Raw genomic sequence first — 12,617 nt, 5'->3', positions numbered from 1 at the left:
AAGCCCCGCAGCCGGTCGCAGCGGTGTGACCGGCCCTCAGGCCCCTCCCCCGGACGCCGCCCGGTCCGCGTCGCCGCCCGCGCCGAGCGGGCCGGTGTAGGCGAGCGGGATCTCCGCCTCCAGACAGGGCATGGCCCGGCGGGTCACCCGGAGCACCACCGGGGGCAGGGCCGCGCGCACCGGCTGGGTGAGCCGCAGCCACGCCGGGGCGTAGACGGACGTACGCCTGCGTTCGAGGCCGCTGACCAGGCGGGCGGCGACGGTGTCGACCGGATACACCCGGCGTGCGGGCGGCGGCATGTGGCCGCGCAGCTCGCGCAGGACGGCGTACCGGTCGGCGTCCCGGATCATGTCGGTGTCGGTCCAGTTGATGTAGGCGACGCCCACACCGACCCCGCGGTGCGCCACCTCGGCCCGCAGGGCGTGCGCAAAGGCCTCCACGCCGGCCTTGGAGGCGCAGTAGGCGCTCATCAGGGGCGCGGCGCCGATCGCCGCGAGGGAGGCGATCTGGAGCAGGAACCCCCGGGTGTCGAACAGGTCGGGCAGGAAGGCGCGTGCCGTGTTGGCGCTGCCGGTGAGGTTGACGTCGATGACCCGGGCCCAGGCGGCGGGGTCCGAGGAGGGGAACGGCCCGCCCTCGGCGATGCCCGCGTTGGCCACCAGGGCGGAGACGGGGCCGAGACCGGCCCGGACCCGCCCGGCGGCGTCCGCGAGGGCGTCCGGGTCGGTGATGTCGGCCTCCAGGGCCAGGGCCGGCCCCGGCAGCTCCTCGGCCAGCGCCTCCAGTTCCTGCTTCTCGTGGCCCAGCAGGGCCACGCGGGCGCCGCGCCCGGCGATCTGCCGGGCCATGGCGGCGCCCAGACCGCGGGCGGCTCCGGTGACGACGACCGTCCGGTCGGCGAGCGGGCTGCTGCGCACGGGCGGTCCCTCCTCTCGGTGGTCGGTCGGGGCCGGGTTCCGGCCGCGTCACGACTCCTCGGTCGGCGGCAGCGCCGCGTGGTCGGGGTGGCCGTGGGTCCGGCGCTCCTCCTTCATCTCCGCCTCGAAGAGGTGGTCCGCGCCGTCGGCGAGCTCCTGCAGCGCGCTCGCCTCCAACTGCTGGAAGGGCCGGTAGTAGGTGGCGTTGTAGGCCTCGACGATCTGGAAGGTCCAGTGCCCGGGGATGACGTTGCGGCCGAGGATCTCCTTGCGGACCTTCTCGGCCCACTCGGCGTGGCCGGCCTCGCGCAGCAGCTCGACCGCGCGGTCCAGCTGCAGATCGGCGGTCCCGGTGAGCTGGTGGAAGTCGTAGAGGCGGCCGCGAGCCCGCTCGGTGGTCTCCAGCGCCTTGGAGAGCGCTCCGAGGGCTTCCACGGTCTTGTCGTCGACCCCGGCGGGGCGGGGCCGGATGCGGTCGCGGTGCGCGGGGGCGTCGTCGTGCGCGGTCATCGTTCTCCTCGACGGCGTCGAACGGTCTGCGTGGGTGGGTGTGTCGTCATCGTCGCGTGCCGGTGCGGTCCCGGCCGCTCAGCAGACGCTGGGCGCGGGCCAGACCGGGCGGCCGGTGGCGGTGCAGGGCGGCGCGTGCGGCGTTCGCGCCGGGCGCGCCGTGCACTCCGCCGCCCGGGTGGGCCCCGGAGGAGGCCAGGAAAAGGCCGGGGATGGGGGTCTCGGGGCGTCCGGTGCCGGGGACGGGGCGGAAGAGGAGCTGCTGGTGCATGGCGGTGGTGCCGCCGTTGATGGCGCCGCCCACCAGGTTGGCGTCCATCGCCTCCAGAGTCGGGGGCGCGAGGACGCGGCGGGCGCGGATCCGCCGGCGGAAGCCGGGCGCGAAGCGTTCCACCTGGCGTTCCATGCGGTCGGCCATCAGCTCCTGCTCCTTGGCGTTCCAGCTTCCGGTGACGCCCTCGCCGGCGGCGTCGGCGCGGATCTCGTGCGGCACATGGGTGTACGCCCAGGCGGACTCCGTGCCCTGCGGGGAGCGGGAGGGGTCGGAGATGGTCATCTGGCCGAAGAGCAGGAAGGGCCGGTCGGGGACCTCGCGCATGGCGAGCTGGGCGGCGAAGCGGGTGAGCTCGTCCACGCCGTCGGCGAGGTGCACGGTGCCGGCCCGGGCCGCCTGCTCGGCCTGCCAGGGCACCGGCCCGTCGAGCGCCCAGTCCACCTTGAAGGTGGCGAAGTCCCACTGGAAGCGCCGCAGGTCGTCCAGCAGCTGCGCGGGCAGATGCTCGGGTTCGACCAGGTCGCCGTAGAGGGCGGGCACGGACAGGTCGGCGAGGACGGCCCGGCGGGCCGCGACGGTGTCCCCGGCCGCGGTCCGTACGCCGACGGCCCGCCCGCCGCGGACGACGACGCGCTCGACACGCTGCCCGCAGCGCACCTCGCCGCCGAGCGAGCGCAGCCGCCGGACCAGGGCGTCGGTGAGGGCGCCTGACCCGCCGGCCGGCACGGGGAAGCCGTAGGTCTGGCCGAGCATCGTCATCAGCCAGCCGAAGCCGCCGCTGCCCGCCGACTCCGGGGCGAGGTCCGCGTGCAGGGCGTTCCCGGCGAGCAGCACCCGGCCGCCCTCGCCGCGGAACTCCTCCTCGCCGAGCCTGCGCACCGGCAGGACCAGACTGCGCGCCATGCGCAGTCCGCCGGCGGCCCGCAGCCGCAGCGCGAGCCGTGCCCCCGCGCGCACCGGAGGGAACGGCGTGAACAGGGTGCCCAGCAGGTCGGGGCGCAGTTTCTCCCAGATGTCGTGCAGCCGCCGCCAGGCGTCCCCGTCGCCCGGGGCGAACGCCTCGAGGGACGCGGCGGTGACCTCGACATCGCGGTCCAGCAGGGCGCAGCGGCCGTCCGTGAGGGGGTGCGCGACCACGCTGGGCGCATGGCTCCACCGCAGGCCGTGCTCCTCCAGGCGCAGTCCGGCCAGGATCGGCGAGGCGGCGGCGAGCGGGTAGAAGGAGCTGAAGACGTCGCTGACGAAGTCGGGGTCGACACCCCGGTCGTGGCGGACGGCGCCGCCGGGCTCCGGCTGCTCCTCCAGCACCTCCACCCGCCATCCGGCGTCCGCGAGGACGTTGGCGGCGACCAGCCCGTTGGGGCCGGCGCCGATGACCACGGCGTCAGGCATGCCCGGCTCCACGGGCCTCCGCGGGACCGGCGGTGTCCTGGCGGTCGGGCCGCTCGTCAGGGGCGGCCTCGCTCTCGCAGAGCCGGGCGAGGCGGGCCAGCATGGTGCGGTGCCGGAGCTGGATCAGCACCTCGAACCCGGCGTTGTGCAGCGTGCCACCGGCCCCCTGCAAGGGGTGCTCGTCCACGATGACCAGCGTCTTCCTGCCCCAGGGCCGGACCTCGATCGAGATGCGCGCGGTACCGAGCGGGCCCGCCTTGGCCTCCAGCTCCAGACAGCGGCCCTCCTCGTAGCGGCGGACGACCGTCTCGTTGACCAGCCGGGCCGGGCCGACCTTGATCTCGTAGCGGATCGCCGAATCCATCTGCGGCCACTGTCCGCGTACGGGTTCGGACCGCGCGGTGCCCACGACCCACTCCGCGTACCGGGTGCCGTCCGCGAGGACGTCCCAGACGGCACTCGGCCCGACGTGTATCAGACGATGGCGTTTGGCCACGGAGACCTCCCAGATGCCAGGACCGTGTGTCGGTCGACTCCGGCGCCCCGAGTTCCCGCACTCCGGGTGTCCAACCGGCGCCGTATGCTGCCCCCGCACACGAGGGACGGGAGACCGCGATGACGGAGACGGCCAGGGCCGGGACGACGGTGGCCGAGGTGATGGCCGAGCTGGCCGCGCTGGAGGACCCGAAGACGCGCGCGGTGAACGAGCGGCACGGCGACGACCACGGCGTGAACCTGGGCAGGCTCCGGGCGATCGCGAAGCGGCTGAAGACCCGGCAGGACCTCGCGGAGGAGCTCTGGGCGACCGGTGACTCGGCGGCACGGCTGCTGGCGCTGCTGATCTGCCGGCCCAAGGCGTTCGGCCGGGACGAGCTGGACGCCATGCTGCGCGAGGCCCGCACCCCGAAGGTGCACGACTGGCTGGTGAACTACGTGGTGCGCAAGAGCCCGCACGCGGAGGAGCTGCGGGTGGCCTGGTTCGCCGATCCGGACCCGGTCGTCGCGAGCGCCGGCTGGGCGCTGACCACCGAGCGGGTGGCGAAGCGCCCGGACGGCCTGGACCTGGCGGGACTGCTCGACACCGTCGAGGAGGAGATGAAGGACGCCCCGCCGCGGCTGCAGTGGGCGATGAACCACTGCCTGGCCCAGATCGGCATCGAGCACCCTGAGCACCGGGCCCGGGCGATCGCCATCGGTGAGCGGCTGGAGGTCCTGAAGGACTATCCGACGTCCCCCGGCTGCACCTCGCCGTTCGCCCCGGTGTGGATCGACGAGATGGTGCGCCGGCGCGCCGAGTCGTGATCTTGCGCACAAGGGAGTGGACCGCCCCGGGCGTCAAGGGTGATCGTTGACGGCATGACGGACCTCTCGCCCCAGACTCCCCGCACGCCGTCCGCCGAGGCGGTGGAGGTCCGTCGCTTCTGGGAGGGGCTGGGGCTGCCCGGTCTGATCGACGTGCACACCCACTTCATGCCCGAGCGGGTGCTGCGCAAGGTGTGGGGGTACTTCGACGCGCTCGGGCCGCTGACCGGCGGTGTCGAGTGGCCGATCACCTACCGGCACGAGGAGGGTGAACGGGCCGATCTGCTCCGGGACTTCGGGGTGCGCGCCTTCACCGCGATGCTGTACCCGCACAAGCCCGGCATGGCCCGCTGGCTGAACGGCTGGGCCGTCGACTTCGCCCGCCGCACCCCCGGCTCCCTGCACACCGCGACCTTCTTCCCCGAGCCCGGCGTGGAGACGTACGTCCGGGAGGCCGTGGAGGCGGGCGCCCGGGTCTTCAAGGCGCATGTGCAGGTGGGCGCGTACGACCCGGCGGACGAGCTGCTGGATCCGGTGTGGGGGCTGCTCGCGGAGGCCGGCGTCCCCGTCGTGGTCCACTGCGGCTCGGGCCCCGCACCCGGCAAGCACACCGGGCCCGGCCCGATCGGGCAGGTGCTGGCCCGCCACCCCGGACTGCCGCTGATCGTCGCGCATCTGGGGATGCCGGAGTACGAGGACTTCCTCGGTCTCGCCGAGCGGTACCCGCGGGTGCGGCTGGACACCACGATGGCGTTCACCGATTTCTCCGAGGAGATGGCACCGTTCCCGCGCCGCGCCCTGCCCCGGCTGGCGGCGCTCGGCGACCGTGTCCTGCTCGGCTCGGACTTCCCCAACATCCCCTACCCGTACGCGCATCAGCTCCGGGCGCTGGAGCGGCTGGGGCTCGGCGAGGAGTGGCTGCGGGCGGTGTGCCACGACAACGCGGCGGCGCTGTTCGGCATCCGGTGAGCCGGACGGGCGGACGGGCGGACGGCCCCCGTACGGGGCTGTTCCGCCGAAGTGACTGGTGCGCACACGCTTCCGTGTGGTTCCCTGACTCCATGACCGTGCTCGTGACCCGCCGCCACGTTGACTACGTGCGTGTCACCACCACGGCCTGTTCCGTCGTGAGCTGACCTCGTCCTCCGACGTTCGAACCGCTTCTCCCACCGCGTCACGCCGACTCCTGACCCCTGCCCTTCTTCGGGCCGGTCCGGTCGGCGCGCGGTGACTTCACCTCCCCTTTCACCGTCCCAGGCATCGCCGCACCCGTACCCAGGGAGAGCCATGAGCCAGCCCCTCGACTCCGTCACCGCCGGCCACACCCCCGAGGACGCCCCGACCGGGCCCGACACCGCAGCCTGGTCCTTCGAGACCAAGCAGATCCACGCCGGCGCCACCGCCGATCCCACGACCGGCGCCCGCGCGACACCGATCTACCAGACGACGTCGTTCGTGTTCCGGGACACGCAGCACGCGGCCGACCTGTTCTCGCTGGCCGAGCCCGGCAACATCTACACCCGCATCCACAACCCCACCCAGGACGTCTTCGAGCAGCGGATCGCGGCCCTGGAGGGCGGGGTGGCCGCCGTGGCGCTGGCCTCCGGGCAGGCCGCCGAGACCCTCGCGATCCTGACGCTGGCGGGCGCGGGCGACCACATCGTCTCCAGCGCGTCGCTGTACGGCGGCACGTACAACCTGTTCCGGCACACCCTGCCCAAGTTCGGGGTGGAGGTGTCGTTCGTCGAGGACCCCGACGACCTGGACGCCTGGCGGGCGGCGATCCGGCCGGGTACCAAGGCGTTGTTCGCGGAGACGCTGGGCAATCCGCGCGGCAACGTCCTCGACGTACGGGCGGTCGCGGACGTGGCGCACGACGCCGGGGTGCCGCTGATCGTGGACAACACCGTGCCGACCCCGTACCTGCTGCGGCCGTTGGAGCACGGGGCGGACATCGTCGTGCACTCGGCGACCAAGTTCCTCGGCGGGCACGGCACCGCCATCGCGGGGGTGGTCGTCGACGGCGGCACCTTCGACTTCGGCGCGCACCCGGAGCGGTTCCCGGACTTCACCGAGCCCGACCCCAGCTACCACGGTCTGCGGTACTGGCCGGCGCTCGGTCCGGGCGCCTTCGCCGTGAAGCTGCGGGTGCAGCTGCTGCGCGACCTCGGGCCCGCGCTCTCCCCACACTCCGCGTTCCTGCTGCTCCAGGGCGTGGAGACGCTGAGCCTGCGCATCGAGCGGCACTCGGCGAACGCGCAGGCCCTGGCGGAGTGGCTGGAGCAGCGCGACGAGGTCGCCGCCGTCCACTATCCGGGGCTGGAGTCCAGCCGCTGGTACGAGGCGGGCCGGCGGTATCTGCCGCGCGGCGCGGGCGCGGTGCTCTCCTTCGAGCTGCGCGACGGTGTGGAAGCGGGCAAGCGGTTCGTGGACGCCGTCGAGCTGTTCAGCCATCTCGCCAACATCGGGGACGTCCGCAGCCTCATCATCCATCCGGCGTCCACGACCCACAGCCAGCTGGACGAGGGGCAGTTGGCGGCGACCGGCACCTCCCCCGGCCTGGTGCGCCTGTCGGTGGGCATCGAGAACCTCGCCGATCTGAAGGCCGATCTGGAGGCCGGGTTCCGCGCGGCGAAGGGCGCGTCCTGAACGCCGTGACGACCCCGTCCCCGGTCCCCCTCCCGCCGGCCTCCGGGGCCTGGCGGGAGGGGGACCCGCCCGGTCGGCGCCGGTGGCATGTGCGCGGACGGCCGCTGGCGCTGGAGGCGGGGGGTGAACTCCCCGATGTGCGGCTGGCGTTCGAGACGTGGGGGCGTCTCGCGCCGGACCGGCGCAACGCGGTGCTGGTCCTGCACGCCCTCACCGGTGACAGTCACGCGGCGGGCCCGGCCGGGCCGGGGCATCCCACGGCGGGCTGGTGGGACGCGCTGATCGGGCCGGGGCGCGCCCTGGACACGGACCGGTACTTCGTCGTGGCGCCGAACGTGCTGGGCGGCTGCCAGGGCAGCACGGGCCCCGCGTCGGCGGGCCCGTCCGGCCGGGCCTGGGGTGGGGACTTCCCCTTCCTGACCCCACGCGACCAGGTGGCCGCCGAGGTGGGGCTCGCCGACGCGCTCGGCATCGACCGCTGGGCCCTCGTGGTGGGCGGCTCGATGGGCGGGATGCGGGCGCTGGAGTGGGCGGTGACCCACCCGGAGCGCACGGACGCGCTGCTGCTGCTCGCGACGGCGGCCGCGGCGAGCGCCGAGCAGATCGCCTGGTCCGGCCTGCAGACACACGCCATCCGCTCCGATCCCGCGTGGCGGGGCGGCCACTACCACCACACCGGCTCGGGCCCCGACGCCGGTCTCGGCCGGGCCCGGCGGATCGCCCAGGTGACGTACCGCAGCGAACCCGAACTGCAGGCGCGCTTCGGCCGTTCGCCCCAGGGCACGGAGGACCCGTGGGGCGGGGGCCGCTACCAGGTCGAGTCGTATCTGGACCATCACGCGGCCAAGCTGGTGCGGCGCTTCGACGCGGGCAGCTACGTCGTCCTGTCCGAGGCGATGAACGCCCATGACGTGGGCCGCGGGCGGGGCGGGGTGCGGGCCGCCCTGCGCCGGGTGCGCGCCCGCACGCTGGTGGCGGCGGTCGACTCGGACCGGCTGTACCCGCCGTCGCAGCAGGCCGAGTTGGCGGCCGGGATCACCGGAGCGAACGTCCCACGGGTGATCGGGTCGCCGTACGGGCACGACGGGTTCCTCATCGAGACGGACCAGGTGGCCGCGCTGGTCCGTGAACTGCTGCCCGCGCCGGCCCACCGTGTGCCGCACTCCTCCGCCTTTCCGACCCCCTCTCCCCTTTCTCAGGAGCACTCATGACCGTCCAGGACACCTCCGCCGACCTCGCCTTCACCGCCGACTGGGAGGAGTGGCACCGGCAGAAGGACGCCTCCCTCGCCCGGGAGCACGGCTTCCTCGCCGTCACCGGCCTGCACTGGCTGGACGACGAGCCGCAGCGCTTCCCCGACGCGCCCGGATCCTGGTGGGCGGATGACGACGGGGTGGGCGTCGAACTCGCCGAGGGCGAGGAACTCGTCGTCGACGGCACGCCCGTACGGGGGCGGCATCTCTTCGGCGCCATCCCGGAGCGCGGCGGTGTCGAGGCCGTGTGGGGCGACGCCGTGATCGAGGTCGCCAAGCGCGGCGGGCAGGACCTGGTCCGGCCCCGGCACCCGGAGAACCCGCTGCGGGTCCGGTTCGCCGGGACTCCCGCGTACGCGCCGGATCCGCGCTGGGTGGTCACCGGCACGTACACGGCGTTCCCCAAGCCGCGTCCGACGACCGTGGGCGCGGCCGTCGAAGGGCTGCAGCATGTGTACGACGCGCCGGGCGAGATCGCTTTCGTCCTGGACGGCCGGCCGCTGCGGCTGACCGCGTTCAACGGGCACACGCCGGGCAGCCTCCAGGTGCTGTTCACGGACGCGACGTCCGGGGTCACCACGTACGCGGCCAACCGTGGCCTGCACATCGACGCGCCCGCCGCCGACGGCACGGTGACCCTGGACTTCAACCGGGCCACCAATCTGCCGTGCGCCTACACCGACCTGGCGACCTGCCCGCTTCCGCCGGCCGAGAACCGGCTGCCGGTGGCGATCGAGGCGGGCGAGCGGATCCCGTACGAGCGGATCTCCGAGTCCGCGTGACGCGTGGTGCGGGGCCTGTCAGGCGAGGCGCGCGCGGTGCGGGGCGCCTGTCAGACCAGGCCCCGCACCACGTACAGGCCGCCCACCGCCATGGCCAGGGTGCCGAGGAGCAGGCGGAGCGCCCGGTCCGGGAGGCGGGGCTGGAGGCGGGCGCCGAGGTAGCCGCCGATCAGGCCGCCGATGCCGCAGGCCAGGCCGAGGGACCAGTCGGGGGCGACGTCGGAGCCGGTGAGAGACAGCAGGGCGAAGGCGCCGGCTCCCACGACGGACGTGGCGAACGTGGACGCGAGGGCGGCCGGGGCGACCACGGCCACCGGCATGCCGCGGCCCACCAGGACCGGTCCGAGCAGGGAGCCGCCGCCGATGCCGTAGATCCCGCCGACGATCCCGACCACGAGGGCCAGCGCGGTCACGGCGCGCGGTGACGGCTCGGGGCGCGGGGGCGTCCGGGCGGGCCGCAGGGTGCGGGCGACGAGCCACAGGCCCAGCGGGGTGAGCAGTCCGGCCACCAGGAGCCGGAAGACGGTGGCGCCGGGGACGGCGAAGACCCGTACGGCGGCGCCGATCACCACACCGGGGAGGGTGCCGAGCACCAGGAGCCGTACGAGGGGGCCGCCCAGCGTGCCCTTGCGCCGGTGCCGCAGGAGGGCGCCGGGGCCGGCGACGACGTTGTAGAGCAGGTTGGTGGGGGTGACCGCCGGGCTGGGCACGCCGAACACGCTGAGTTGCACGGGCAGCAGGAAGACGGCTCCCGACACCCCGACCGGCGCGGTGACCAGGGCGATCACCAGGCCGGCGGCGAGACCGTACAGCTCCGTCGGCGCGGTCATCCCGGCTCCCTTCCCCTGGCCGGGACCCTATCCCGCGGTCGTGCGCTCCCCGTCGCCGCGCCGGGCCAGGGAGCTGGGCCACCAGGCACGGCGGCCGATGTCGAGCATCAGCGCGGGCACCAGCAGCGACCGGACGACGAGCGTGTCCAGGAGGACGCCGAAGGCGACGATGAACGCGATCTGCACCAGGAAGGCCAGCGGGATCACCATGAGAGCGGCGAAGGTCGCGGCGAGGACCACGCCGGCCGAGGTGATCACACCGCCGGTGGTGGTGAGACCGCGCAGCACGCCCTCCCGGTGCCCGTGCAGCAGCGCCTCCTCGCGGACCCGGGACATCAGGAAGATGTTGTAGTCCACGCCCAGGGCGACCAGGAACACGAAGCCGTACAGCGGTACCGAGGCGTCCGTGCCGCTGAAGCCGAGCAGGTGCTCGAAGACGAGCGTGGACACGCCGAGCGTCGCCAGGAAGTTGAGGGCGACGGTCGCGACGAGCAGCACCGGGACGAGCAGGGAGCGCAGCAGGAGCATCAGGATCAGCAGGATGATCGCGAGGACGACCGGCACGATGACCGTGCGGTCCCGGGAGGCGGTCTCCTGGGTGTCGTACTGCTGTGCCGTGTAGCCGCCGACCAGCGCGTCGGCGCCGGGGACGGCGTGCACCTCGGCGCGCAGCCGCTCGACGGTGGCCTTGGCGGCGTCGCTGTCCGCGGCGGCCTTCAGCGTGGCGTCGACGCGCACACGGCCGTCGACGACGAGGGGCTTGCCGCCCCCGGGCCGCCCGGCCTCGGAGACGGCGCCGGCGGAGGCAACGCCCTCGGTGTCCTCGGCCGCGGCGGTCACCTCGTCGACGCGGTCGGCGGCGGCGATGATGACGGCCGGGTTGCCGGAGCCGCCGGGGAAGTGCTCGCCGAGCGTGCGCTGGGCGGCCACCGACGGGGCGTCGTTGACGAAGATCTCGTCGAGCGGCACGCCCTTGGAGGACAGCTGGGGCGAGAAGGCCGCGAAGACGGCGAGGACCAGCGCGGTGACCACCCAGGTGCGGCGCGGCCGGCCGGCGACCGTGGCGGCGACCCGGCGCCATATGCCCCGGCCCTGCGCGGACTCCTCGGGCGGCTGCGGCTTGGACGGCCAGTAGGCGGCGCGCCCGAGCAGGGCCAGCACGGCGGGCAGGAACGTGAGCGTGGTGAGGACGGCGCACACGATGCCGATGGCGCCGACGGGTCCGAGCGCGCGGTTGTTGGTGAGGTCGCTGGCGAGCAGCGCCAGCAGGCCGAGCGCGACGGTGGCCGCGCTGGCGGTGATGGCGCCGAAGGACCGGCGTACGGCGGCGAGCGCGGCGGCGGCCCGGTCCCCGCCGCGGGCCAGTTCCTCCCGGAAGCGGGCGGCCAGCAGCAGCGCGTAGTCGGTGGCGGCGCCGATCACCAGGATGGAGAGGATGCCCTGCACCTGTCCGTCGACCCGGACGACGTCCCGGTCGGCCAGGACGTAGACGACGGCGCAGGCCAGCGCGAGGGCGAAGACGGAGCCCACGATGATCAGCAGCGGCAGCAGCACGCTGCGGTAGACGAGCAGCAGGATGACGAGCACCGCGCCGAGGGCGACCCCGAGGAGCAGTCCGTCGATGCCCGCGAAGGCGTCGGACAGGTCGGCCTGGCTGGCGGCCGGGCCGGCGATCTGCGCCGTGGTGCCGGACACGCCGTTCGCGGCGTCCCGCACCGCGTCGAGGGTGGTCTCCAGTTCGTCGCCGAGGTCGGGCCTCAGCTGGACGACGGCCTGCAGCGCCTCGCCGTCGTCGGAGGGCAGCGCGGGCGAGGGGCGGCCCACGATGCCCTGCTCGCCCGCGAGTCCGCCGACGGCCCGGGTGGCCTCGGCCTGCTGGGCCTTGGAGACGCGCTCACCGTCCGCCGTCCACACGACGATGGCGGGCAGGGTCTCGGACTGGTCGAAGGCCTTCCGGGCCTCCAGCACCTGGGTGGACTCGGCGCTCTGCGGGAGGAAGGCGGCCTGGTCGTTGGTGGCCACCTCGCCCAGCTTGCCCGCGTAGGGTCCGAGCGCTCCGCCGACGCCCAGCCAGACGAGCAGCAGAACGACGGGGACGAGCCACCGGGCCCAGCGCGGTGCGGTTCTCATCGGCATCCCATGCAATAGTCGAGTCAAGTTAGCTCAATGACAAAGTATCTCACTCATCGAGTGATCTTATACTGCTCTCATGAGCGGTTCCGAGGTGCCCTCCCCCACTGTTCCGGCGGACGACCCGACAGGGTTGCAATCGTTCGCCGTTCTTCTGCGCCGTATGAACAGCGAGTTCAACCGCATCGCGCAGGAGTTCGCCCAGGCCCAGGGGCTGCATCTGACGGACATGCAGGCGCTGATCGCCATCCTGGACGCGGATCCCGAGGCCGGGCCGATGACCCCGGGCCTGCTCCGTCGCCAGCTGAACCTCACGTCGGGCGCGGTCACCGCCTGTCTCGACCGGCTGGAGCGGGCCGGGCACATCCACCGGGTCCGGGCGGCAGACGACCGCCGTGTGGTGCACCTCCATTACGCCGAGCCCGCGAAGGCGGTCGCCCGGGACTACTTCCGCCCCCTCGCGCACAGCACCGACGCGGCCCGGAGCCGCTTCTCCCCCGAGGAGCTGGACGTGGTCGTGCGGTTCCTGCGGGAGCTGAACGCCGAGCTGGTCCTGCTGCGCAGCGGGCCCGCCTGA

At 74.1% G+C, this 12,617-nt stretch carries 12 protein-coding genes; 6 read left to right on the top strand and 6 right to left on the bottom strand.

What is annotated here, in order from left to right:
* Positions 1–36 precede the first annotated feature (36 nt).
* Genes KBY32_RS23615 through KBY32_RS23600 form a run of 4 tightly spaced genes read right to left on the bottom strand, consistent with a single transcriptional unit; the run spans position 37 to position 3,590 of the window.
* Complete coding sequence (locus KBY32_RS23615) at positions 37–918, bottom strand: SDR family oxidoreductase (protein WP_210981519.1); 882 nt, start codon at positions 916–918, stop codon at positions 37–39.
* Positions 919–966: 48 nt separating this feature from the next.
* Entirely contained in the window at positions 967–1,428 is a 462-nt protein-coding gene (locus KBY32_RS23610; protein WP_210981518.1) for a hypothetical protein, read from the bottom strand.
* A gap of 46 nt (positions 1,429–1,474) precedes the next feature.
* A complete protein-coding gene (locus KBY32_RS23605) occupies positions 1,475–3,094 on the bottom strand; it encodes an NAD(P)/FAD-dependent oxidoreductase (RefSeq protein WP_210981517.1) in 1,620 nt (539 codons plus the stop codon).
* Positions 3,087–3,590 carry an SRPBCC family protein gene (locus KBY32_RS23600; RefSeq protein ID WP_210981516.1) on the bottom strand — a complete coding sequence of 168 codons (504 nt, stop codon included), beginning with the start codon at positions 3,588–3,590 and terminating at the stop codon, positions 3,087–3,089. The genes KBY32_RS23605 and KBY32_RS23600 overlap by 8 nt, the downstream gene beginning before the upstream one ends.
* 119 nt (positions 3,591–3,709) lie before the next feature.
* On the opposite strand from KBY32_RS23600, the gene KBY32_RS23595 reads away from it, so the two are divergent.
* The 5 genes from KBY32_RS23595 (at position 3,710) to KBY32_RS23575 (ending at position 9,080) form a co-directional block, all read left to right on the top strand.
* Entirely contained in the window at positions 3,710–4,396 is a 687-nt protein-coding gene (locus KBY32_RS23595; protein ID WP_210981515.1) for a DNA alkylation repair protein, read from the top strand.
* Between the two features lie 54 nt (positions 4,397–4,450).
* Positions 4,451–5,365: an amidohydrolase family protein gene (locus KBY32_RS23590; RefSeq protein ID WP_210981514.1), complete on the top strand. Its 915-nt coding sequence runs from the start codon at positions 4,451–4,453 to the stop codon at positions 5,363–5,365.
* A 318-nt stretch (positions 5,366–5,683) separates the two neighbouring features.
* Positions 5,684–7,045 carry a bifunctional o-acetylhomoserine/o-acetylserine sulfhydrylase gene (locus KBY32_RS23585; protein WP_079033722.1) on the top strand — a complete coding sequence of 454 codons (1,362 nt, stop codon included), beginning with the start codon at positions 5,684–5,686 and terminating at the stop codon, positions 7,043–7,045.
* 5 nt (positions 7,046–7,050) lie between these two features.
* Positions 7,051–8,256, top strand: coding sequence for a homoserine O-acetyltransferase (locus KBY32_RS23580; protein ID WP_210981513.1), 1,206 nt, complete (start codon positions 7,051–7,053; stop codon positions 8,254–8,256).
* Positions 8,253–9,080 carry a DUF1684 domain-containing protein gene (locus tag KBY32_RS23575; protein WP_210981512.1) on the top strand — a complete coding sequence of 276 codons (828 nt, stop codon included), beginning with the start codon at positions 8,253–8,255 and terminating at the stop codon, positions 9,078–9,080. The genes KBY32_RS23580 and KBY32_RS23575 overlap by 4 nt, the downstream gene beginning before the upstream one ends.
* A gap of 50 nt (positions 9,081–9,130) precedes the next feature.
* On the opposite strand, the gene KBY32_RS23570 is transcribed toward KBY32_RS23575, so the two are convergent.
* Positions 9,131–9,910 (bottom strand): sulfite exporter TauE/SafE family protein, encoded by a 780-nt coding sequence (locus KBY32_RS23570; RefSeq protein ID WP_210981511.1) that lies wholly within the window; start codon positions 9,908–9,910, stop codon positions 9,131–9,133.
* Between the two features lie 27 nt (positions 9,911–9,937).
* Positions 9,938–12,040, bottom strand: a complete 2,103-nt coding sequence (locus KBY32_RS23565) for an MMPL family transporter (RefSeq protein WP_210981510.1) — start codon at positions 12,038–12,040, stop codon at positions 9,938–9,940.
* A 79-nt stretch (positions 12,041–12,119) separates the two neighbouring features.
* Here KBY32_RS23565 and KBY32_RS23560 point away from each other — a divergent pair, with 79 nt between their 5' ends.
* Complete coding sequence (locus KBY32_RS23560) at positions 12,120–12,617, top strand: MarR family winged helix-turn-helix transcriptional regulator (protein ID WP_199835443.1); 498 nt, start codon at positions 12,120–12,122, stop codon at positions 12,615–12,617.

It is taken from the genome of Streptomyces sp. RK62 (assembly GCF_018070255.1).
GTDB lineage: Bacteria > Actinomycetota > Actinomycetes > Streptomycetales > Streptomycetaceae > Streptomyces > Streptomyces nigra.
This window is presented reverse-complemented; position numbering and strand designations above follow the sequence as displayed.